General features: G+C 63.2%; 20 protein-coding genes and 1 pseudogene. 9 read left to right on the forward strand and 12 right to left on the reverse strand.

The genetic code is table 11. The features are described 5' to 3' along the window. Both ACIQWO_RS22165 and ACIQWO_RS22170 read left to right on the forward strand, forming a co-directional pair. Window positions 1-975 carry a LysR family transcriptional regulator gene (locus ACIQWO_RS22165; protein WP_402828929.1) on the forward strand — a complete coding sequence of 325 codons (975 nt, stop codon included), beginning with the start codon at window positions 1-3 and terminating at the stop codon, window positions 973-975. After that, window positions 962-2,032, forward strand: coding sequence for an AI-2E family transporter (locus tag ACIQWO_RS22170; RefSeq protein ID WP_402828930.1), 1,071 nt, complete (start codon window positions 962-964; stop codon window positions 2,030-2,032). The genes ACIQWO_RS22165 and ACIQWO_RS22170 overlap by 14 nt, the downstream gene beginning before the upstream one ends. 6 nt (window positions 2,033-2,038) lie before the next feature. On the opposite strand, the gene ACIQWO_RS22175 is transcribed toward ACIQWO_RS22170, so the two are convergent. Next, window positions 2,039-3,619: a tetratricopeptide repeat protein gene (locus ACIQWO_RS22175; RefSeq protein WP_402828931.1), complete on the reverse strand. Its 1,581-nt coding sequence runs from the start codon at window positions 3,617-3,619 to the stop codon at window positions 2,039-2,041. A gap of 535 nt (window positions 3,620-4,154) precedes the next feature. Between ACIQWO_RS22175 and ACIQWO_RS22180 the strand changes: the two genes are divergently transcribed. Then, window positions 4,155-5,894, forward strand: coding sequence for an ABC transporter permease (locus tag ACIQWO_RS22180; protein WP_402828933.1), 1,740 nt, complete (start codon window positions 4,155-4,157; stop codon window positions 5,892-5,894). A 10-nt stretch (window positions 5,895-5,904) separates the two neighbouring features. Continuing rightward, complete coding sequence (locus ACIQWO_RS22185; protein ID WP_233327510.1) at window positions 5,905-7,221, forward strand: AAA-associated domain-containing protein; 1,317 nt, start codon at window positions 5,905-5,907, stop codon at window positions 7,219-7,221. A gap of 103 nt (window positions 7,222-7,324) precedes the next feature. Here ACIQWO_RS22185 and ACIQWO_RS22190 read toward each other — a convergent pair whose 3' ends face one another. After that, window positions 7,325-8,227, reverse strand: coding sequence for a hypothetical protein (locus ACIQWO_RS22190; RefSeq protein ID WP_402828936.1), 903 nt, complete (start codon window positions 8,225-8,227; stop codon window positions 7,325-7,327). Window positions 8,228-8,704: 477 nt separating this feature from the next. Between ACIQWO_RS22190 and ACIQWO_RS22195 the strand changes: the two genes are divergently transcribed. Continuing rightward, complete coding sequence (locus ACIQWO_RS22195; RefSeq protein ID WP_157127442.1) at window positions 8,705-8,848, forward strand: hypothetical protein; 144 nt, start codon at window positions 8,705-8,707, stop codon at window positions 8,846-8,848. Window positions 8,849-8,918: 70 nt separating this feature from the next. Here ACIQWO_RS22195 and ACIQWO_RS22200 read toward each other — a convergent pair whose 3' ends face one another. Beyond that, a complete protein-coding gene (locus tag ACIQWO_RS22200) occupies window positions 8,919-9,896 on the reverse strand; it encodes an NAD-dependent epimerase/dehydratase family protein (RefSeq protein WP_402828939.1) in 978 nt (325 codons plus the stop codon). A gap of 2 nt (window positions 9,897-9,898) precedes the next feature. Further along, window positions 9,899-11,116 (reverse strand): glycine C-acetyltransferase, encoded by a 1,218-nt coding sequence (gene kbl / locus ACIQWO_RS22205; RefSeq protein WP_233327507.1) that lies wholly within the window; start codon window positions 11,114-11,116, stop codon window positions 9,899-9,901. Between the two features lie 154 nt (window positions 11,117-11,270). On the opposite strand from kbl, the gene ACIQWO_RS22210 reads away from it, so the two are divergent. Together ACIQWO_RS22210 and ACIQWO_RS22215 are read left to right on the forward strand one after the other, a co-directional pair. Next, entirely contained in the window at window positions 11,271-11,861 is a 591-nt protein-coding gene (locus tag ACIQWO_RS22210; RefSeq protein WP_150575978.1) for a helix-turn-helix domain-containing protein, read from the forward strand. Between the two features lie 229 nt (window positions 11,862-12,090). After that, entirely contained in the window at window positions 12,091-13,725 is a 1,635-nt protein-coding gene (locus ACIQWO_RS22215) for a methyl-accepting chemotaxis protein (RefSeq protein WP_402828941.1), read from the forward strand. Between the two features lie 88 nt (window positions 13,726-13,813). On the opposite strand, the gene ACIQWO_RS22220 is transcribed toward ACIQWO_RS22215, so the two are convergent. Beyond that, window positions 13,814-14,596, reverse strand: a complete 783-nt coding sequence (locus tag ACIQWO_RS22220; RefSeq protein WP_402828943.1) for a TetR/AcrR family transcriptional regulator — start codon at window positions 14,594-14,596, stop codon at window positions 13,814-13,816. A gap of 246 nt (window positions 14,597-14,842) precedes the next feature. Here ACIQWO_RS22220 and ACIQWO_RS22225 point away from each other — a divergent pair. Then, window positions 14,843-16,041 (forward strand): annotated as a pseudogene (locus ACIQWO_RS22225) (MFS transporter). 255 nt (window positions 16,042-16,296) lie between these two features. Beyond that, window positions 16,297-17,421 carry an alkene reductase gene (locus tag ACIQWO_RS22230; protein WP_402828945.1) on the forward strand — a complete coding sequence of 375 codons (1,125 nt, stop codon included), beginning with the start codon at window positions 16,297-16,299 and terminating at the stop codon, window positions 17,419-17,421. Window positions 17,422-17,543: 122 nt separating this feature from the next. On the opposite strand, the gene ACIQWO_RS22235 is transcribed toward ACIQWO_RS22230, so the two are convergent. The 7 genes from ACIQWO_RS22235 to ACIQWO_RS22265 all read right to left on the reverse strand — a co-directional run bounded on the left by ACIQWO_RS22235 (window position 17,544) and on the right by ACIQWO_RS22265 (window position 23,177). Next, window positions 17,544-17,888, reverse strand: a complete 345-nt coding sequence (locus ACIQWO_RS22235; RefSeq protein ID WP_402828947.1) for a type II toxin-antitoxin system PemK/MazF family toxin — start codon at window positions 17,886-17,888, stop codon at window positions 17,544-17,546. Further along, window positions 17,885-18,025: a hypothetical protein gene (locus ACIQWO_RS22240; protein WP_402828949.1), complete on the reverse strand. Its 141-nt coding sequence runs from the start codon at window positions 18,023-18,025 to the stop codon at window positions 17,885-17,887. The genes ACIQWO_RS22235 and ACIQWO_RS22240 overlap by 4 nt, the downstream gene beginning before the upstream one ends. 132 nt (window positions 18,026-18,157) lie before the next feature. Beyond that, the gene (locus ACIQWO_RS22245) at window positions 18,158-19,393 is read right to left on the reverse strand and encodes a mechanosensitive ion channel family protein (RefSeq protein WP_402828951.1); all 1,236 of its coding nucleotides are present in this window, start codon (window positions 19,391-19,393) and stop codon (window positions 18,158-18,160) included. A 212-nt stretch (window positions 19,394-19,605) separates the two neighbouring features. Beyond that, window positions 19,606-20,805: a betaine/proline/choline family ABC transporter ATP-binding protein gene (locus ACIQWO_RS22250; RefSeq protein WP_150662140.1), complete on the reverse strand. Its 1,200-nt coding sequence runs from the start codon at window positions 20,803-20,805 to the stop codon at window positions 19,606-19,608. Then, window positions 20,802-21,449, reverse strand: a complete 648-nt coding sequence (locus ACIQWO_RS22255) for an ABC transporter permease (RefSeq protein WP_402828954.1) — start codon at window positions 21,447-21,449, stop codon at window positions 20,802-20,804. The genes ACIQWO_RS22250 and ACIQWO_RS22255 overlap by 4 nt, the downstream gene beginning before the upstream one ends. Before the next feature lie 49 nt (window positions 21,450-21,498). After that, window positions 21,499-22,422, reverse strand: a complete 924-nt coding sequence (locus tag ACIQWO_RS22260) for a glycine betaine ABC transporter substrate-binding protein (protein ID WP_402828956.1) — start codon at window positions 22,420-22,422, stop codon at window positions 21,499-21,501. 20 nt (window positions 22,423-22,442) lie between these two features. Continuing rightward, window positions 22,443-23,177, reverse strand: a complete 735-nt coding sequence (locus ACIQWO_RS22265; RefSeq protein WP_402828958.1) for an ABC transporter permease — start codon at window positions 23,175-23,177, stop codon at window positions 22,443-22,445. Between the last annotated feature and the right edge of the window lie 19 nt (window positions 23,178-23,196).

Genomic DNA, 23,196 nt, shown 5'->3' on the forward strand with positions numbered 1-23,196 from the left:
ATGTTGAACTACCGCCATCTTTACTACTTCTGGGTGGTCGTCAAGGAAGGCGGCTTTGCCAGAGCCGCCGAACGCCTCGACATGGCCGTCCAGACCATCAGCGCGCAGGTCCGTGAGCTGGAAAAGTCGCTGGGTCACCAGTTACTCAAACCGGCCGGACGCGGCGTCGCCATGACCGAGCCAGGACAGGCCGCTTTCCGACGTGCCGAGGAAATCTTCCGCCTCGGCCAGTCGATTCCCGACGAAGTCCGGGAAGCCGCGAGCGGCCGCGTGGCGCGCCTTGCCGTCGGTCTCGCCGACGGTATCTCGAAGCTCGCGGCCCACGCCATTCTCGCGCCGGTGCTCGACACGCCATCGCTGCGACTCGTCTGCCACGAAGGCGAGCATGAACAACTACTCGCCGAGCTCGCCCTGCACAAGCTCGATCTGGTGCTCGCCAGCCAGCCCGCACCGTACAACCCGACCTTGCGGCTCGCGAGCGAGCGTCTGGTGGAGTCGCCTGTCGACTGGTACGGACCGGCGTCGCTCGTGCGCAACGTCTCGCGCGATACCTTCCCCCAATGCCTCGCGACCCTGCCCGTATTATTGCCGACGGGACACTCGGCCCTGCGCGCCCGCCTCGACCTGTGGTTCGAGACACTGGGCATCCGTCCAAACATTGTGGGCGAGTTTGAAGACAGTGCGTTGATGGCCGTGTTCGCCACGCGTGGCATGGGTGTGTTCCCGCTGAGCGAGGCCGGGGCTGGCGACGTCTCGCTGCTGCGCGGACTGCGCTGGCTGGGCCGTCCGGACGACGTCCACGAAGACATTCACGCGATTCGCTCGCGACGCGGCGAAGGTCATCCGCTCGTCACCCGCATCATCGAGGGCATGCGGGACACCACGACCGGGGTGACGTCCGGTTCTGTTATAAGAAGGGCTGGCGCGCCATCCGAGCCGTCGTCATCTGTAAGGAAACCTCATGTCGAGTCGTAGCGACCAGCGCAAGTTCTTCCACCTCATGCTGTTCGTCGTGACGATCGTGTTCGGGTGGATTCTGTTCCCGCTGTTCGGCGCGGTGTTCTGGGGGACGATTCTCGCCGTGCTGTTCCAGCCGGTACAGCGCCGCATTCTTGTCCGCATGCGCGGACGTCCCAATCTCGCCGCCCTCACCACGCTCGCGCTGATTCTGATTATCGTGATTCTGCCGCTCACGCTCGTCGTGGGCATGCTGACGCAGGAAATCAGCACGGCGCTCGTGCGCTTTCGCACCGATCTGCCGCAACTGACGGTGTCCTTCCAGCAATTGCTCGACCGCCTGCCCGCCAGCGTTCACCGGATCATGGATCTGGCCGGTGTGCAGGACGTCAACGCCATTCAGCAGAAACTGGGCGACGGGGCCGCGCAGATCGGGCGGCTGGTCGCGGTGTACCTCGTGAGCATCGGACAAAACACCGCGCAGTTGCTGGTGAGCTTCGGCGTGATGCTCTATTTGCTGTTCTTTCTGCTGCGCGACGGGACGGCACTCGGCGCGATGATTCGACGCGCCCTGCCGCTCGACGAGCGTCACAAGGGCCAGTTGATCCGGCAATTCACCACCGTGGTCCGCGCGACGGTCAAAGGCAACATCGCGGTAGCGGTGGCGCAAGGCGCGCTCGGCGGCTTCATCTTCGCCGTGCTCGGGATTCAGGGCTACGTGCTGGCGGCCGTGGTGATGGCCTTTCTGTCGCTGCTGCCCGCCGTGGGCGCGGCCGTGGTGTGGGTGCCCGTGGGCATCTGGCTGCTGCTCGCCGGGCAGGTCTGGAAGGCGGTGATCCTGTTCGCGTTCTGCGGCACCATCGTCAGTCTGGTCGACAACGTGCTGCGCCCGATCCTCGTGGGCAAGGACACCAAACTGCCCGACTGGGTGGTGCTGATCTCCACCCTCGGCGGCATGTCGCTGTTCGGCCTGACGGGCTTTGTGATCGGGCCGCTCATCGCTGCGCTGTTCATCGCGAGCTGGAACATCTACACGCGTCTGCGCGACGACGATGAGGCGGCCGATGCAGGCTGATGGGGATCAGCGCTGCGTTACTGCTGACTGCTGCAAGATGCCTTCGACATCCGAAGCGACTTGCGCCATCAGGCCGTCCCAATCCCCGCGCGTTGGCTGCCGATGCAACGAGACCGACGGATACCAGTCGCTGTCGCGCCGTGTCAGTTGCCAGCGCCAGTCCGGCGTGTAGTTCAGCAGCACCCACACCGGTTTGCCCAGCGCACCGGCCAGATGCACCACCGCCGTATCGGCGGCAATCACCAGATCCATTTGCGCGATGACGGCCGCCGTCTCCGCGAAGTCGCTGAGCTTCGCACCGATGTCGTGCACGTTGCCGTGGGCGCTTCGGTAGCTCGCGAGTTCGGCGTGCTCTTCGTCCGTGGCGTCGACCTGTAACGAATAGAACTGGGCGTTCGCGGCAAACAGCGGTGCCCAGTGCTTCAAGGCGATGTCCCGATGCGGCGGGAACGGACGCGTGCGCCACACAAAACCAACGCGCAACGCCCCTTCCGGCTTCGCCCCGAGGGCAGAGCGCCAGACCATCTCGCGTCCGGCGCTGGAGCGCAGATAGGGCGAGTGCACCGCCACGTCTCCCGCGACCTTGAGCAGATGCGGCAGGCTGAGCAGCGGCAATTGCCAGTCGAACGACGGCACCGGCATGTGTTCGCCGAGCACCGTCACACCGCGCGCGAAACCGCCCAGCAGCGTGACCAGCGGCGCCTGCACCGAGAGCACCACCGTCGCGCCCATCGCCACCAGACGCGGCACGAAACGCACGAACTGCAACGTGTCGCCGAAGCCCTGTTCGCTATAGACGAACACCCTCTTGCCCGCGAGCGGCGCTTTGCCGTCCCACAAACGATCGTTGAAACGCCGTTTCTGGCCACCGTCCTGCCAGCGCCATTCGTAGTCGTGCCAGCCGTGCTCGAAGTCGCCCAGCAGCAAATTGGTTTGCGCCCGGTTGGTCCGTGCGCCCGCATGATCCGGCGACAGCTTGACGGCGTCGCGCAGGCATTGGAGCGCGTCGGTGAAGGCATGCTGCTCGCGCAGCGCCACACCCAAATTCACCAGCGGGTCCGGCTGCTGAGGCGCGATGGCGTTGGCGAGCCGATAAGCAGCGATCTCTTCATCGAAGCGACCCAGCGCGCCGAGCGCACGGCCCCGGTTGAAATGGGCCTGCCACAGCGCGGGCGCTTTGGCCGAGGTGCGCTCGAACCAGGCGAGCGCACGCGCGTTGTCGCCCGCCTGCGCCCAGGTCAGACCGACCGTGTGCATCGTGCCGATGACGTCGGGCGATTGCTGCACCGTCGCTTCGAACAGCGCTTCGGCGCGCATCGGACGCCCGGCTTGCAGGCTGGCCATCGCGGCATCGAACGTCGCCTGCGCCCCCGGACGCGGTACGAGCGCGAGCAGGCGATCAAAGGCATCGGCCGCGCCCTCGAAAGCGCCCGTGCGCAACGAGACATACGCGAGCCCTTCGAGCGCGGGCAAAAATTCGGGGGATTGTTTCAGAACTTGTCGTAACTCGGCGATCGCCTCGTCGAGCCGGCCGGCGGCACTGAGTTGTCGTGCACGCTCGCAACGCGCGTCTAATGGCGTCGTCATGCGGCGCATCCTTGCTTGTCTTGGAATGGGAGGGAGACGGGCCGGCAAGCCATACGAACACCGCATGCGGGGAAACCGCCCGCAGCGACTGGCGCCGTGGCCCGAGCAAGCGGTGCACACTACACGACCGCACGGCACGAAGCAAGCCGCGGGGATTGGTCCGCGCAACCTCTCATAAGTTCACCACTTAAACGTAACCAATTGTCGCGATCTCCCTTGTGCGACCGGGCTTCGGGCAGAGGCATGTGCCGTAGCGATAAACGCCTTTGAGAGCGCAATTTTTGAAAGCGCAAAAGTGCCGCTTCAAATCGGTATCGACTGACGAAACCCAGACTTCCCGCAGTGCAGCATAAAAACCACAGTCGCCCATCGTCGACGGGGTTTGCCAACGTATGACAGCCGCTTTAACATCTTTTTACGGGGCAATCTGGTAGCATCCGCTGCCGTCCCTGCACACGCGCAACGTCGCTGCCGTGCTGCACTACGACGCTTCAGCCCTGTTGTTCGTCCGAACCCTCATCCAAACGAGGTCCTGATGACGCGCGTAGCCCGTCCGTTCATCCCCGCCACCGCGCGACGCCTGCTGCCCAACCGCTGGGATTTCATCGCTTTCCCGATCATCATCGGCTTTCTGATGGTCAGTTCGTCGGGCATTCGACAAACCTGGGCCCCGCTGGCCGATCTGCATACCGAAGTCATCTCGCTGGACCCGGCCAATCTGCCTGAGTACGCGTTACGCACTACTTTGCGTATGCTCGCGGCGATGGTGGCCTCGCTGATCTTCACGCTGATATACGGCACGCTCGCGGCCAAAAGCCGCCGCGCGGAGAAGCTGCTGGTACCGATGCTCGACATTCTTCAGTCGGTGCCGGTGCTTGGCTATATCTCATTTACCGTCACCTTCTTCCTCGCCCTGTTTCCGGGACGCGTGCTCGGCGCCGAATGCGCCGCCATCTTCGCGATCTTCACGAGTCAGGCGTGGAACATGACGTTCTCGTTCTACCAGTCGATGCGTACCCAGCCGCGCGATCTGGCGGAGGTCGCAGTGAATCTGCGTCTTTCGCCGTGGCAGCGCTTCTGGAAGCTCGACGTGCCGTACTCCATGCCGGGCCTCATCTGGAACATGATGATGAGCATGTCGGGCGGATGGTTCTTCGTGGTGGCGTCCGAAGCGATTACCGTGGGCGACAAGACGGTCACGCTGCCGGGCATTGGCGCGTATCTCGCCACGGCCATCCTCCAGCGCGATCTGGGTGCCGTGGGCTGGGTGATTCTGGCGATGGTCGTGGTCATCGTCATTTACGACGAGTTCCTGTTCCGTCCGATGGTCGCCTGGTCGGACAAATTCCGTCTGGAAGACACGGTCTCGCAGGCCGCGCCCGAATCGTGGGTGCTGAACCTCATTCAACGCACGCGCGCCATTCAGCTGCTGCTGCGTCCGCTGGGCAAGCTGCTGCGCACCATCGCCCGCATGCGTATGCCGATCTCGCTGCCCGCCGCGATCCACTCCGAGTCGAAGTCGTCGCTCTCGCGCGTGATCGACTGGATATGGGCCGCGCTGCTCGTGGTGCTCGGTGTGTTCGCCGCGTGGAAGATCGTCACGTTCGTGCTGAGCGAAGTCGGCGGTCCGGAGATTCTGCGCGTGTTCGGCCTCGGCCTGATCACGCTGGTGCGGGTGATCGTGCTCATCGCGATTGCGTCGGTGGTCTGGGTGCCGCTGGGGGTGCTGATCGGCCTGCGGCCGAAGCTCGCCGAGCGCATTCAGCCGCTCGCCCAGTTCCTCGCGGCGTTCCCGGCTAACTTGCTGTTCCCGATCTTCGTGGTGCTGATCGTCCACTTCCATCTGAATGCGGACATCTGGCTCTCGCCGCTGATCGTGCTGGGCACGCAGTGGTACATCCTGTTCAACGTCATCGCTGGTGCGACCGCTTTCCCGAACGACTTCAAGGAAGCCGCCACCAACTTCCGTATTCGCGGCTGGCAGTGGTGGCGTCAGATCATGCTGCCGGGCATCTTCCCCTATTACGTGACGGGGGCGATCACGGCGTCGGGCGGCGCGTGGAACGCGTCCATCGTCTCGGAATACGTGCAGTGGGGCGACGACAAGGTCGCCGCGCACGGTCTGGGCGCCTACATCGCACAAACGACGGCCGCAGGCGACTATCCGCGCATTCTGCTCGGCATCGCGGTCATGGCGCTGTTCGTCGTGCTGTTCAACCGTTTGCTGTGGCGTCCGATGTACGCCATCGCTGAAAACAAGCTTCGTCTGAATTGAAGGGACCGTGATGCCGAACGATACTCAAACGATGACCGGAAAAGAGATCTTCTCGCTCGCCAACGTCAGTCGCGGCTTCCGCAAAGGCAGCGACGAGCGTCAGGTCCTCGACGGCGTGAACCTGCAACTGCATGAAGGCGAGATCGTTGGCCTGCTGGGCCGCTCCGGCTCGGGTAAGTCGACGCTGCTGCGCATCATCGCTGGCCTGATTCAGCCCAGCTCGGGCGACATCCGCTACATGGGCGAGCCGCTCGAAGGCCCGCCCGAAGGCGTGGCGATGGTGTTCCAGACCTTCGCGCTGTTCCCGTGGCTCACCGTGCTGCAAAACGTGGAAGCCGGGCTGGAAGCACTCGGCGTCGAGCCGAAGGAGCGCCGCAAGCGTGCACTGGCGGCCATCGACCTGATCGGTCTGGACGGCTTCGAGAACGCCTATCCGCGCGAACTCTCCGGCGGCATGCGCCAGCGCGTGGGCTTCGCCCGGGCGCTGGTGGTCAACCCCACGCTGCTGCTCATGGACGAGCCGTTCTCCGCGCTCGACGTGCTGACGGCCGAAACGCTGCGTACCGACCTGCTCGATTTGTGGAGCCAGCGTCAGTTGCCGATCAAGTCGATCCTGATCGTCACGCACAACATCGAGGAAGCCGTGTTCATGTGCGACCGCATTCTGGTGCTGTCGTCGAATCCGGGCCGCGTGGTTGCCGAGATCAAGGTGCCGTTCCCGCACCGCCGCAACCGTCTCGATCCCGCCTTCCGCAAGATGGTGGACGACATCTACGCGCTGATGACCTCGCGTCGCAACGCCCACACCACGCAGAAGATGCCGCTGGAGCTCTCCAGCCCGCTGCACGAAGTGTCGACCAACCTGATGGCCGGTCTGCTCGAAGCGCTGGCGGTGCCGCCGTACAACGGACGCGCCGACTTGCCCGATATCGCACAAACGCTGCTGCTGGAGGTCGACGATCTCTTCCCCGTCGCCGAAATTCTCGATCAGCTGGGCTTTGCCGAACTCAAGGAAGGCGACATTCTGCTGACTGCGGCAGGCAAGCGATTCGTGGACGTCAGCACGCAGGAGCGCAAGGTGCTGTTCGCCGAGCACCTGTTGCGCCACGTGCCGCTCGCCGCAAAGATTCGTGCGGTGTTGCAGGAGCGTCGCGGACAGCGTGCACCGCGCGTGCGTTTCGAGCAGGAGCTGGAAGATTCGATGTCGGACGATCTCGCACAGGAAACGCTCGAGACCGCGATCAACTGGGGCCGTTACGCCGAGATCTTCTCGTACAACGACCACACGGAAACGTTCAGTCTTGAGGACGTGGAAGGCGCGACCTAAGTACCGCTGGTACCGCTATCCCAGAAAGCACAACGCCGCGCGAGTCCCTCGGACCGCGCGGCGTTGTCGTTCCCACTGTCGCTTTCGTGAGCGTGCGTGCGCCTCAGAAGGCGTAGCCTGCGCCGATCATCCATGTCTGGTTGATCGTCTTCGAGTCGGGTTCGTAGGCATTCACGCCGGGGCTGACTTGCGTGACGCTGGAACGTCCGTACTGGAAGCGCGACCACTCGTAGGTCGCATTCACGTGGAAGTTGCGCGCCACCGCGTAATCCAGCCCGAAGCCCGCCACCACGACAGGCTTGTTGCCGAGATTGAAGGTGTTCTGCGAGCCAGCGAGCGTCATCGACGAGCCGACCATCGCACCGGCGCGAATGTCTGCCGTCGCCACGAGCTTGGACGTCAGCTCCAGTTGCCCCATGAGGCCGCCCCCGACGACGTGATGACGGTAGCGCTCGTAGAAACCGTAAGGATCGCGGCTGCTGTCGCGAATCCAGTCGCGATAGCTGTAGCTGACGTACGGAATCACCTGTGCATTCCACGTCCCGAGATGGAACGGAATGGCCTTACCGGCTTTGAGGGTGACGTCCGTGGCCGTCGAGCGCGTGGTCATCCCGTAATTCGACTGAATCACCCGGCCGGTGACGTCCTGCAGATAGCCGCCGTAGTTCACATTGCCGTGCGCGACCCGCACCTGTCCGCTGAAGTACAGATTGGAGATGCCGAACAACTGCCGCTGCGTGGACGCCGTCAACGCAAAGGCTGCGGTCGTTCCGCTCTCGGAGTCGCTCTTGCCGGGGGCGATGGTTTCCCAGTAGTTCAGGCTTTGGGCACCGACACCGAACCAGACCTGATTGTTGGCGCGCAGCATGGCTTCCTGCGCATGGACGTTCGCCGCGAAGAGACTGGCGAGGCCAGCAGCGGCAATAGCAGCAGCGACTAATGCGGTGCGTCCGAAGACAGTACCGCCGGAGCCGCAAACGATGGTGCGGCGCGTGTTCGACGTCATGGCACGACCCTCCCCAGGCGTGATCGCAACGAAGAGTTGGAAGTGGCCATCGGCGTGGCCACCGTTTTCAGGCATTGTTTCAGCGCGTCTCGCGGGGCGCAAGCGGGGAAATGTGGATTCTTTGCGTACCTCGATTTTCGAGAGATACGTTCGTCGAGCCAATGTCTCGGCACCCGCAGAGGGAACCCCGGCCAGCAGGCCGTGGCGATTGACGATCAAGGCGGGGAGAGGGACGAAAAAAGGACGAAACCGACGCGCTCGGCCGCTTTCGAGGTCTTCGTCGAAACGAATCGGCCGATGGGAGACCGTGTCAAAAAGGCCACACCTATCGGTATAGATACTGATTAGCGGTCGTTTTTGTGCGGTCGCATAATCGACTCAGAACCTGCGTGTCGTGTGCCGGGGGGCGCATGGACAAAGGCTGGAGCAGGTTCTCTTTGCGGCGAAGACCGTGTACCAGATACGAGAAGGTGCAATATGAGCTACTACCATTCCAAAGAAGAAGGCCGCGCACGCGCCATCAGCTTCACCCCCGCCTACCGCTGGCGCCGTCGCGTGTTCGCCGTGACCTGTGCGGTGCTCGCCGCACTCGCTTACTACGCGGTGCATCACCCGAAGTAAGCGCCACAGCGTCACGGTCGGGCTGGCGCCGTCCTTCGGACGCCCGACCGACCGTCAGCCCTTCACTCGTTCAGGCCGCGTTTCCCAACGCGGGCGCGTGCCAGTCGAGCGGCACATTGGCGAGCATGTCGTCCACCATCGCGTCCAGATCGAAGGCAGGCTTCCAGCCCCAGTCGTAGCGGGCATGCGTGTCGTCGAGCGTGTGCGGCCACGTCTCGGCAATCGCCTGACGGAAGTCCGGTGCGTACTTCACCGTGAACCCCGGCACGCGGCGTGCAATCGCAGCGGCGAGCGTCTTCGGGTCGAAGCTCACCCCGGCCACGTTGTACGACGAACGCACGCGCAGGCGCGAGGCGTCGGCATTCATCAACTCCAGCGTGGCGCGCACGGCATCCGGCATATGGATCATCGGCAGCGTGGCGTCTTCCTTCAGGAAGCACGTGTACGTCTCGCCACGGCGGGCTGCCTGGAAGATGTCGATGGCGTAATCGGTCGTACCACCGCCCGGCGGCGTCTTGAAGCTGATCACGCCCGGATAGCGCAGGCTGCGCACGTCCACCCCGAACTTCGTGAAGTAGTACTCGCACAGACGCTCGCCCGCCTGCTTGCTGATGCCATACATCGTGGTCGGGTCCATGATGGCGAGCTGCGGGGTTTCCACTGCCGGTGTGTGCGGCCCGAACGCCGCAATCGACGACGGCCAGAACACGCGCAGGTTCTTCCCCTTGCTCTGATGCTCGCGCGCCAGTTCGAGCACGTTGAGCAGGCCGTTCATGTTGAGCGTCCAGGCTTGCAGCGGACGGGTTTCGCCCGTGGCCGAGAGCAGCGCCGCCAGATGGAAAATCTGGGTGATGCCGAAGCGCTCGACCAGCGCGGTCAGACGCGCCGCGTCGAGCACGTCGAGCGTTTCGTAATGCACCGGATGGCGCGACGGCCCGGGGGCGATGTCGGTGGCAACGACATTCTCGTTGCCATACTGCGCGGCCAGCGCTTCGACGAGTTCGCTGCCGATCTGCCCGTTGGCGCCGATGATGAGAATTCGTTCCATGTTCAACCTTGCTTGAGAATGCCGAGTTCGTTACCGGCCTGAGCGAACGCCGCCAGCGCACGGGTGAGGTGTTCGCGGGTATGCGCCGCCGAGAGTTGCACGCGCACACGCGCCTGACCTTGCGGCACCACCGGGTAGAAGAAGCCCGTGGCGATCACGCCCAGTTCATACAGACGCTGTGCGAAGTTCTGGGCGAGCGTGGCGTCGAACAGCATCACGGGGACGATCGGATGCGTGCCCGGCTTGATCGTGAAGCCCAGCGCCGCCACTTCCTGACGGAAAAACGCCGTGTTCGCATGGAGTTGTTCGCGGCGCGACGACGAGTGTTCGAGTTCGTCGAAGACCGCCAGCGACGTGCCGACGATGGCCGGTGCGAGGCTGTTGGAGAAGAGATACGGGCGCGAGCGTTGACGCAGCGTCTCGATCACTTCGCGACGTCCCGCCGTGAAGCCCCCCATCGCCCCGCCGAGCGCCTTGCCCAGTGTGCCGGTGATGATGTCGATCTTGCCCAGCACGCCGTGATGCTCGTGCGTGCCGCGTCCCGTCGGTCCCATGAAGCCGGACGCGTGACACTCGTCGATCATGATCAGCGCGCCGTACTGCTCGGCCAGCGCCACGATACGGTCGAGCTGCGCAATCGTGCCGTCCATCGAAAACACACCATCGGTGACGATGATGCGGTGACGCGCCCCGGCCGCCGCCTGCAACTGGCGCTCCAGGTCGTCCATGTCGTTGTGGGCGTAGCGCAGACGCTGCGCCTTACAAAGCCGCACGCCGTCGATGATCGAGGCGTGGTTCAGGGCGTCGGAGATGATCGCGTCCTGCTCGTCGAAGAGCGGTTCGAACACGCCACCGTTGGCGTCGAACGCTGCGGCGTAGAGGATCGCGTCTTCCGTGCCGAGGAACGCGGCGATACGGGCTTCGAGCTCCTTATGCGGGCCTTGCGTGCCACAGATGAAGCGCACCGACGACAGACCGAAGCCGAAGTCTTCCAGGGCCTTCTGCCCTGCCTTGACGAGCGATTCGCTGCCGGAGAGCCCCAGATAGTTGTTTGCACACAGGTTGATACGCGTCTGCCCGTCGTCGCACATGACCTCCGGCCCCTGCCGCGACATGAGCACGCGTTCCTGCTTGAAAAGGCCCTGACGGCGCGTGTCTTCGAGTCGTTCGGTCAGTTGACGGTAGAAGCCCTCGCGGGCTTCCGGGGTTTGTGCGGTCATCGTGCGCATCTCCTATGCGTTCAGCGGTTTCAGCAGTGCAGGGCGAACCCGCTCTGCTACCATGCAGCCATCACGGCATCCAACTTATCGGAAACTATACTTTATATTGAACTAGTTTCAATATATTGAAAAATTCTAATATCCCGGAATTCATATGGCAAGTACTCCCGCAGCCTCTGCGGCGCCTCCGATCGCCCCGCCGCCCGTCGGCGACATGATTCAGCAACTGCGCAAGGACCGTGGCATGACGCTGGAGACGCTCTCGCGCGCGTCCGGCGTCTCCAAGTCGATGCTTTCCCAGATCGAGCGCGACAAGGCCAACCCGACCATCGCCGTGGCCTGGCGGCTCGCCAACGCGCTGGGCGTACGTCTCGACCAGTTGCTGGGTGCGCCGTCCGGCGACCCGGAACCGGTACGCATCTTTGGCAAACATGAGACGCCGACGCTTGCGGGTGCCGAACAGGCCTATCAGTTGAAAATCCTCGGGCCGATGGAGCTGGCGGGCAAATTCGAGTGGTACGAACTGACGCTGCAACCCGGCGCGGCGCTCGTCTCCGAGCCGCACGATCCGGGCACACGCGAGCACTTCACCGTGTTCGACGGGCAGGTCGACATCGAGGTCGAACACGTCGCTCGCCGCGCCAAACCGGGCGAGACCGCCCGTTACCCCGCTGACCGCGCCCACGCGATTCGCAACGTCGGCAAGTCGGTCGCACGTGGCCTGATGGTCGTAATCCACGGCTGACACGGCCAATCGCCGCCTGCTGCAAGGGTTCGCAAGCGTTTGCGTGCCCCCGCAAAGCTCAAGTCCTCCCCGGGACTGCCGTTAGCACACGTTCGGTCCGCACCTTCTTTCGAGGGTGCCGACAACCGATCAATATGCCGATAACCGGACTGTTCGGATGGGGAAACCCCGTCACGTACGGCCACCGCATGTGCAACACCAAAGCGGAATCAGTGGGGATGACGAAGTAATGCAGCGATTGAGTCTGAAAGCGAAGTTGTGGTCTGCCGTCGCGTTGATGTGGGTCAGCCTGCTGGCGATGGCGATCTGGGGCGCATGGGCGCAGCGCGACACCATGCTGGCCGAGCGTCGGGCGGGCCTGACCCATGTGGTCGATGCCGGTCTGAGTCTGGCCAAGCACTACGCCGCACGCGCCGAGCGCGGCGAAATGAGCGTCGCGGACGCGCAAAAGGCCGCCCGCGAACAAATCGGCGCAATCCGCTACGACGGCGAAAACTATTTCGGTATCTTGAACTCGCAGCGCGTGATCGTGCTGAACTCGGTCAATCCGAAGCTCGAAGGCAAGGATATGAGCCAGTTCCGCGATCCGTCGGGCAAGCTCATGTTTTCGGACATCGTTGCTGCCGCACGCACCAACGATCCGTTCGTCTCGTATCTCTGGCCCAAGCCCGGCTCGGACAAGCCCGTCGAAAAGATCAGCCGCGTGGGCGTGTACCAGCCCTGGGACTGGTATCTGACGACCGGCGTCTACGTCGACGACATCAATGCCGCCTTCATCGGCGCACTGCTGCGCTGGGGGGCCATGCTCGCCGTCATCGGTCTGGCGGTGTCGGGCGTGATGCTGCTCATCATCCGTAACGTCCAGCAAAGTCTTGGCGGCGAGCCGGAGTACGCGGCGGATATCGCCACGCGCATTGCCGACGGCGATCTGCTCACGCAAGTCCGTCTGCGTCAGGGCGACGGCGCCAGCCTGCTCCACGCGATGCAGCGCATGCAGGGCAATCTCCAGCAGATGATCGGACGCATTCGCGGCGGCACCAGCGCCATCACGCTGGCGGCGCGCGAGATAGCCGAAGGCAACACGGACCTGTCGGCGCGCACCGAGCAGCAAGCGGCCGCACTGGAGGAGACGGCGTCGTCGATGGAGCAACTGACGTCGACCGTGCGTCAGAACGCCGACAACGCGCGTCAGGCGAGTCAGCTCGCGGAGAACGCCTCGGCCATCGCCGTGCGCGGCGGACAGGTCGTGGATCAGGTGGTGGCCACGATGGAAGGCATCTCGCAAAGCTCGGGCAAGGTGGTCGACATCATCAGCGTGATCGACGGCATTGCGTTCCAGACGAACATTCTCGCGCTGAACGCCGCCGTGGAAGCGGCACGCGCTGGCGAGCAGGGACGCGGCTTCGCCGTTGTCGCAGGCGAGGTGCGCACGTTGGCCCAGCGTAGCGCCGCCGCCGCCAAGGAAATCAAGGAATTGATCGAGTCGTCGAACGGCCGCGTGCAGGACGGCTCGGTGCTCGTGGCGCAAGCGGGCCAGACGATGCACGACGTCGTGCAGGCCGTGCGACGCGTCACCGACATCATGGGAGAGATCTCGGCGGCGTCGGAAGAACAGAGTCACGGCATCGAGCAAGTCGGCCGTGCGGTGACGCAGATGGATGAAGTCACGCAGCAGAACGCCGCGCTTGTGGAGCAGGCAGCCGCTGCTGCTGCGTCCATGGAAGATCAGGCGCGTGCGCTCGATCAGGCGGTGGCAGCTTTCCGCATGAACGGCGGCATGAACGGTGCAGCGACGTCAGATGGGGCGAATGCGCCGATGACACGCGGCACGGCTGCGGTCGCGATGCAACGGCTGGCGGCCTAAGGTCTGCGGCATTGTGACGACGGTCGGCGCGTATCGGCGACGGCCGTCCGCCTAGCGTCGTCATTTCAATCGATGTTCGCCACCGTGGTTACGTGGCGCTCAACTCCCCCGCCATGCCCGCGTCGATGATCTGACGCGCCACCGTCGGCAAGATACGCAGCGGCGCTGAGCCCGGCCCAAAGGTCTGGCTCGCGGCATACGCGCCTTCGAGAATCAGCGACAGCGCATCGACCAGCGGCGCTGGCTCCGCGAGACCGGCAGCCGTCACCAGCGCGGTGAAACGCTTCACCACTTCCGCCTTGTAATTCACGACCGAATGACGCGCCGCGTGGTCCGGATCGGGGAATTCTGCGGCCACATTGACGAACGGGCACCCGCGATAGCCGGGGCGGCTCGCCCGCTGGGCCAGATCCACGAAAATCTGCAACATCTGCGCACGCGGCTCGCCCGGGCGCTTCGCGATGCTCTCGTCGATGCGCGCAAGACTCGCCGTCTGCATATGATCGAGATACGCCAGAATCAGATCGTCCTTCGACGCGAACTGGCGATACAGGCTCATCTTGTTGACACCCGCGCGCTTGACGACGGCGTCCACGCCCACGGCGCGCACCCCTTCCGTATGGAACAACTCGACGGCCGCGTCGAGCAGGTGTTGCTGCGCAATCGGCGCGGGCGTGACGTGCCGCCCCGGCTTGGCCGCACGAGACGCAGCACTGCGGCGGCGGGCCGTTGCGGGGGTGGCATTGGACGTCGCGCTTGCACTTTCGCCCGCAGCGTCGGCCGCGACATCGGCACCCGCTTTCATCGCGTCTGCCCCACCGGTCGGCGAGACAGCCTCGACGGGCACGGAAGATGTTGACGATTTGGCCATGATCCGGCGCTCCCTGAACTGTGGTTTGCCATTGACGCGGGCGTTGCAAAAGCCCTGTCGTCAAAAAGGAATACTTGACATGTTACCGATCGGTTCATAACATGGCAACCTCATGTTACCGCTCAGTCACAAGTCTATCGATGAACGTAGACCGTGCGGTTCCCGCAAACGTTCCCGGTTCGGTCTTTAAAACCGTCTAATCCCCCTTAAGACGACCAAGACCGAATCACAGCAAGGATCTCCGCCATGAAGGCTGCACTTGCAAGGCGCATCGACGGACGCTTCCACTACGGGTGGATTGTCGTCGGCGTGATTTTCCTGGTCCTGCTCGCTTCGGCGGGCATTCGTGCGACGCCGAGCGTCATGATGGTGCCGCTCGAACACGACTTCGGCTGGAGCCGCGCCACGATTTCGCTGGCGATCTCCGTCAATCTGGCGCTGTACGGCCTGACCGGCCCGTTCGCGGCGGCCGCCATGCAGCGCTTCGGCATCCGTCCCACGGTCATGGTCGCCCTGCTGCTGCTCGCGTCGGGCACAGCACTCTCGTCGCTCATGACCGCACCGTGGCAGATGGTGCTGATCTGGGGCGTGATGGTGGGCGGTGGCACCGGTGTCGCCGCCGTGACGCTCGCCGCCACGGTCTCGAACCGCTGGTTCCACACGCACCGCGGCCTCGCGATGGGCATTCTTACGGCAAGCTCGGCGACCGGACAGATGGTGTTCCTGCCGATCATGGCCGCGATCACGGAAAACTATGGCTGGCGTCCGGTGGTGCTGATCGTGGCAGCGGTGGCGGCGATCGTTCTGCCGCTAGTCGCGATCCTCGTGCCGGAACGTCCGGGGTCGGTCGGCCTGCGTCCGGTCGGGGCACCGGAAGACGCCCCCGACGTGCAACTCACGCAAGGCAACCCGCTCACGGCGGCGCTCTCGGCACGCACTTCATCGCGATGTGTGGCGACTATGGCATCTCCGAGGTGAAGGGCGCGGGCATTCTCGCAGCGATGGGCATTCTCGACCTCATCGGCACCACGGCGTCGGGCTGGCTCTCGGATCGCTACAACAGCCGTGTACTGCTGTTCTGGTACTACGGACTGCGCGGTCTGTCGCTGATCTATCTGCCTTACGCTTTCGGTTTCGACTTCTTCGGCATTCCGCTCTTCGCGCTGTTCTACGGTCTGGATTGGATCGCGACGGTGCCGCCGACGGTGCGACTGACGACCGATGTGTTCGGCAAGACCATGGCCCCGATCGTGTTCGGCTGGATCGTGGCGGGCCATCAGCTTGGCGCTGCGACAGCAGCACTGGTCGCCGGTTCGCTGCGCGCAACGCTCGGCAACTACACGATGGCCTCGATGCTCTCGGGCGGCGTGTGCATCATCGGCGCGTTTATGGTGTTGCGCATCGCCCCGCATGCGCCGAAGCGTCCGGTGGCGGCGAATGCCTGAATCGGCTGAATCTGGCGAGTTTTCGGCCCATTAGTCGCGAAATTTACGACGAATCGATCGAAAACCCGCCCGCATTGAAATACCACGACAACTCGCCGCATCTCCCTGTTTTGGTGCAGGAAGTGCGGCGATTTTTTTAATGGCGGTGCGGTGGCCGTTGCGACGATTGCGTCGTCAGCAAGGCCAGGAAAATTGCCGTAACCTGTGCGAGTTTTGTGCAGTACAGCAACCCCCACTTTCACAGGACCTTCAGCAATGACGGACTCGCAACACACCCCACTCGCCGCGCTCGATACCGACCTGTTTTCGTCGTACAAGCTCGGCCCGCTCGAACTGAGCAACCGTATCGTCATGGCCCCCCTCACGCGCAGCCGCGCCGGCCAGGGCGACGTGCCAGGCCCGATGGTCGCCGAGTACTACGCGCAGCGCGCATCGGCCGGGCTCATCATCAGCGAAGCCACCAACATCTCGCAGCAAGGCAAGGGCTACGCCTTTACGCCGGGCATTTACACTGACGAACAGATCGCCGGTTGGAAGCAGGTCACGGACGCGCTGCACGCCAAGGGCGGCAAGATCTTCTGCCAACTCTGGCACGTAGGCCGCATCTCGCACCCGTCGCTGCAACCTGAGGGCGCCCTGCCGGTCGCACCGTCGGCGATTCAACCGGCCGGTCAGGCGTTCACGGAGCACGGCTTCGAGCCGCATCCGGTGCCGCGCGCACTGGAGACGTCCGAGATCCCGGGCATCATCGAACAATATCGTCATGCGGCCGAGTGCGCGAAGCGCGCCGGTTTCGATGGCGTGGAGATCCACGCGGCGAACGGTTATCTGCTAGACCAGTTCATGCGCGACAAGACAAACCATCGCACCGACCAGTACGGCGGCAGCATCGAGAACCGCGTGCGCATCGTGCTGGAAGTCACGCAGGCGGTTGTCGACGTCTGGGGCGCAGACCGTGTAGGCATTCGCCTCTCGCCGATCAGCCCGGCGAACGATTGCGGCGACAGCAATCCGGAACCGGTCTTCACGTACGCCGTCGAGCAGCTCAACCGTTTCGGCCTCGTGTATCTGCACGTCGTCGAAGGGGCGACAGGCGGCCCGCGTGAAGTGGAAGGTGGCTTCGATCTTCAGAAGCTGCACCGCCTCTTCAAGGGCACGTTCATGGCGAACAACGGCTATGACCTCGCACTGGCACTCAAAGCCCGCAAGGAAAACCTCGCGGATCTGATCGCCTTCGGCAAGCCGTTCATCGCGAACCCGGATCTGGTCGAACGCCTCAAGCGCGGCGGCCCGTTCAACGCCCTGAATCGCGACACGCTTTATGGTGGCGATGCACGCGGTTATGTCGATTACCCGACGTTGGACGAGTCGGCGGTTTAAGGTGTGATTTAGGGTGCGCGAAGCACTCGTGGCACCCGCAACATCCTTGTACGAACGATGAAAGAATGAGGGCTCCTTCGGGAGCCCTTTTCTTATCTTACGACTTGCGTCACGGCAATGGATCAATCGCCAGCTTCGCCAGCCTCCTCAGAGAAGACGTTCCGCAGACGTGCCATGGCACGTCTCAACGCATGCCGATCCAGTGCCCCCGTATGTCGAACTAATCGCTGTCTATCCATCGATCTAAGATGGCTTAACTGCATCGCGCCCTTACGTCCGCCAAAAGTCGTGGGGACACTGAATCGAGAGGCGTCCGACGATGTGAGCGGTGCCACGATCACGGTTTGCGTGTGCTTATTCATCGGCGAAGGCGACAAAATGACACACGGACGCGTCTTCCCAATTTCACATCCGACTGCCGGATCGAAACGTGCGATCCAGATCTCACCTCGTTTCAGCACATTCACTCCTCTGCGGGATCCGCGTCGTTGGGGAAACGCTGCAGTTGAATCTGCTCTTCCTCAGTGTCGTCGACACAAAAGTCCTCAGCCCGTGCGTTAGCATTGGGATACCACACTACTTCAATCGTATAGTCGTCGTTCATCTCTCACTCCGAATCATTACCCCGTCATCCCTCTTGCGTGGATTCGTGGATATCGTCGCAGCGCGACACATCGAAGTAAACAGATGCCAAAGCTTTCCGGAATTTTCCTGAAGCCTTCGGACGGCGATGCGATTAGGCGTCGCGCTGCCCCCAGCGCATCAGATCCGCACCGGCCGGGTTCTGGTACATGCGCAGGCCGAACTCGGGAAGGATGGCCAGCAGATGATCGAAGACGTCGCCCTGCACGCGCTCGTACTCTGCCCACACGATCGTGTTCGTGAAGCAGTACAGCTCGATCGGAATGCCCGTTGCCGACGGCTGGAGCGAGCGCACCATGCACGTCATGCCCTCGTGAATGTTCGGATGCGCCTTCAGATACGCCAGCGCGTACGCGCGGAATGTGCCGATGTTCGTCAGACGACGTGTGTTCGCCAGCACGTCCGCCGCGACACCCAATGCCGCATTAGCGTCCGCCATCGAACGCTGTTTCTCCGACAGATAGCCGCCCAGTAGTTTCAGCGTCGACAACCGCGCGATCTCGTCGGCGTCCAGGAATCCGACACTGCCAGCGTCGATGCACAGCGTGCGCTTGATGCGTCGCCCGCCCGACTGCTGCATGCCGCGCCAGTTACGGAAGCTCTCCGAAATCAGACGCCACGTCGGAATCGTCGTGATCGTCTTGTCCCAGTTCTGCACCTTCACCGTATGCAACGCGATATCCACCACGTCGCCATCGGCCCCAACCTGCGGCATCTCGATCCAGTCGCCCACGCGCAGCATGTCGTTCGACGTGAGTTGCACGCTTGCGACGAACGACATGATCGTGTCCTTGAACACGAGCAGCAGCACCGCCGACATCGCGCCCAGCCCGGAGAGAAGCAACCACGGCGAGCGGTCGACGATGGTCGCCACAATGGCAATCGAGGCCACGACATAAAGCGCGATCTTGCCGAGCTGAACGTACCCCTTGATCGATCGCGTGCGCGCGTGCTCCGACATCGCATAGACGGTCTGGGCCGCGTCGAGAATGCCGAGGATGGCAAGCGTTGCGTATAGCAGCGTCGTCGCGAGCGCCACGTTGCTGATGACGATCACCGCCTTCGCCGGTAGATCCGGCACCCACGCGATACCGAACTGAATGACGAGGTACGGAAGAATGCGCGCCGCCCGATGGAAGACGCGATGCGCAAGTAACGCATCGTCCCAACGATTCGCCGTTCTCTGCACCACGATGCGTACGACCCGCACGATCACGAACTGCGCGACCGCCTGCACCAGCGCGGCCGCCACGATCAGTATCGCCAGCGATCCGGCCATGCGCGCCCAGGGCGCATTGTCGAACCACGCCATCACTGCTTCCCACGTCATCCTGCAACTCCTTGTCTTGCTGTTTTCTTTGCTTGTCCGATGGTGCCGTTTGTCGGCATCGTCCTCGCCTTGAGCGAAACTCGCAACCGACAAGCGAAAAAATGACGGCCGCTTGGGCCGTCATCCTTGAATAAGTCAGGCGGCGGTCGTTCCCTCCCGCCGCCAAAACTCACGCCACATCATGCCTTGTCGGGGGCATTCAGCGACATCGCTTACACCGATGCGCCGAACGGCACGCTGGCCACCACATTGGGTGCGCCCGGCAGCGACGGCGTAATGATCGTCCCGCCACCGTTGCCGCGCGACTTGCCCGAACTCAGATAGTCGGCGATGGAGTCTTGCGTAACCTCGCCGAGGTACTGATTGTCGTCGCCCAGCACTGGCAGGGATGCCAGATTGTGTTCGTACATGCGCGAGAGCAGCACCCGCAGGTTGTCGCCCGCCACCGCCGACGCCTTGAAGTCCCGCACACGCTCGCCACACGTACCCTGTGCGTGCCGCGTATCCCGACGTGCAATGTAACCCAATGCACGCGCGCTCTCGTCGACCACCACCAGCGAACGCGTATCGAGTTCGTCCATCATGCCGTAGGCTTCGGCGAGCGTCGTCTGTGGCTTGACGGTCGGCTGCGGCGTAGCGGCGTCTTCGGCGCGCACGAGCAACAGGCGCTTGAGAATTCGGTCATGTCCCACGAAGCTTGCGACGAATTCGTCGACCGGTCGCGCCAGCAGCGCATCCGGTTGCGCGTATTGCACGAGACTCCCTTGACGGAAGATCGCGATGCGGTCCGCCAGCTTGATCGCCTCATCGATATCGTGACTGACCATGATGACGGTCTTGCCCAACTGACGCTGCATCTGCAGAAACTCGTTCTGGATCGATTCGCGGTTGATCGGATCGACGGCGCCGAACGGCTCGTCCATCAGCAGCACGGGCGGATCTGCCGCCAGCGCGCGGATCACGCCGATACGTTGCTGCTGACCACCCGAGAGTTCGCGCGGATAGCGCGACAGGTACCGCTTCGGATCGAGAGCGACCATGGCCATCAGTTCGGTGGCACGCTCGCGGCAGCGCTTCTTATCCCAGCCGAGCAGACGCGGCACCACGGTAATGTTCTCCTCGATGGTCATGTTCGGGAACAGACCGATCTGCTGGATCACGTAGCCGATGTGGCGGCGCAGTTCGATTTCGTTGATCTTGCCGGTGTCTTCGCCGTTGAGCAGGATGTGCCCGGAGGTCGGCTTGATCAACCGGTTGATCATCTTGAGCGTGGTCGTCTTGCCGCAGCCCGACGGGCCGAGGAAAACGCAGATTTCGCCCGGCGGCACTTCGAGGCTGACCGAGTTCACGGCGGTCACACGCGTACCGTCCTTCTGGACGAAGCTTTTGGTGAGATTGTCGAGTTTGATCATACGGTTCGGATTCCTTTCGGTGTCAGCACGCGCTGCAGGCGGTGCAACAGGGTGTCGGCGACGATGGCGAGCAAACTCACCATGACCGCACCCACGACAAGCTGTCGGGTATCGCTCTGGCTGATCCCCTGGGTGATCAACACCCCGAGACCACCGGCCCCGACGATGGCACCAATGGCCATCACGCCAATATTCATCACGACAGCAGTGCGCACGCCGCCCAGCACCACCGGCACGGCCAGCGGCAGTTCGACCAGGCGCAGACGCTGCCAGAACGTCATACCGATGCCGATGCCCGCTTCGCGAATGCTCGGATCGATCTGACGCAGCGCGAGGCTCGTATTGCGCATGATCGGCAGCAGCGAATACAGGAAGACGGCGGCCACCGCCGGCGCAGGGCCGATCCCCATGCCGTAGACGGACAATGCGGGGATCATCAGGCCGAACAGGGCAATCGACGGGATCGTGAGCACGACCGTCGCCAGACCCAGCACGACGCCGGACAGCCAGCGAAAACGCGTGACCAGCACGCCCAGCGGCACGCCGACCACAATGGCCGCGCCAACCGAGGCGGCCACCAGCCACGCATGCTGACCGGTGAGGGTCAGAACGCGGTGCCAGTTGTGCGTCAAAAATTCAATCATGGGACTCCTCAATCGGTAACTATCGGGAGCAGCAACGCGCAATGCGCGCTTACTGCACCAATCCTTCCTGCTTGAGGAAGTCGCTCGCCACACGCGACACCGCACGATGGTCGATATCGACCTTGGCGTTCATGTCGCGCATGTTTTCGTCGTTGATCTTCGCGGAGAGCGCGTTAAGTTCGTCGGCGAGCTTCGGGTTCGCATCGAGCACTTCCTTGCGCACCACGGGCGTGGCCGCGTAAGCCGGGAAGAAGCCCTTGTCATCGGCCAGCACCTTCAGATCGAAGCCCTTATTACGGCCATCGCTGGTGTAGACGAGACCGGCGTCGATCTGCTCGTTCTTCAATGCGGTGTAGACGAGGCCCGGATCCATCTGCTTGATGTTGCGGCGTGCGAGATGGAAATCGTAGAGTTGCTCCATCGGTTCCAGACCGTCCGAGCGGCCGACGAACTCCATGTCGAACGCGAATTGCATGTCCGGATTCGCACGGAATTTTTCGATGAGCTGCGATACCGTCTCGATGCCTTCGTCACGCGCCATCTTGCCCGGCATGGCGAACGCATACGTGTTGTTCAGCGCAGCGGGATTCAGCCAGACGAGACCGATCTTGCCGTCGAGTTCCTTGACCCGCTCGTAAGTCTGTTGCGGATCGAGCTTCTCGGTGACCTTGTTGTAGACGATAAGCGAGGTACCGGTGTACTCCCAGACCACGTCGAGCTGATTGCTCTCCATGCCCTGGCGCATCACCACACTGCCGAGGCCATTCTTCAGTTCGACGTCATACCCTTTGCTGCGCAGGTACTGCGCCGTCATCTCCGAGAGAATCAGTTGCTCGGTGAAGTTCTTACCGCCGATAGTGAGCGTGGCGGCCTGCGCGGTAGCGCTCGTCGCGATCACGCCCAGCGCGACGGCAACAACGCTCAGAAGACGAAGCGCGCGTGCCGCGAGCGTACGAGAAAACGAAACTTGCATACGTAGGGGTCTCCTATATTTCAGCGCGCCGGCGTGCCGTGTCGCGCGAACCAGAGCCCGCTGGCGAAGGCGACGATGCCGTCGAGCACCAGCGCGAGCAGCGCCGTACCGGCCGCGCCGAGCAGCAGCTTGGTCTGGTCGTTCAGATAAATGCCGGGGAAAATCAGTTGTCCCAGACTGTCCGCGCCGATCAGGAAAGCGAGCGGCGCAGTGCCGACGTTGATCGCGAGCGCGGTGCGAACGCCGCCGATGATGACCGGCATGGCGTTGGGCAGATCGACGCGAAACAGCACTTGCGCCGGTGTCATGCCCATGCCGCGCGCCGACTCCCGCAATGCGGGCGGCACCTGCCGAAGGCCTTCGTACGCGTTACGCACGATGGGCAGCAGCGAAGCCAGCCACAGCGCCAGAATGGCCGGGCGGTCGCCGATACCGAGCACCGCCATCGACAACGCCAGCACGGCGAGCGACGGCAGCGTGTTGCCGATATTGAAAATCTGCACCGCACGCTCGGCATGTTTCTCGAACATCGGACGCGAGATCAGCACGCCCGCAGGCACGCCGACCAGAATGGCCAATGTCATCGAGATCGCCACGAGCTTGAGATGCTGCTGGGTGTAATACACCAGGTCGCCCCGGTACTTGACGAGCGAATCCACGCCCAGCCAATACACCAGACCGGTGACTGCGGCGGCAACACCGAGCAGTCCGAAACCGGCCAGATAGAGAATGCGATACTGCTTCGCCACGTTCATGCTCCCTTTGAATGGGTTG

The sequence above is a fragment of the Pandoraea sp. NPDC090278 genome, assembly GCF_044772185.1.
Classification (GTDB): Bacteria; Pseudomonadota; Gammaproteobacteria; order Burkholderiales; family Burkholderiaceae; genus Pandoraea.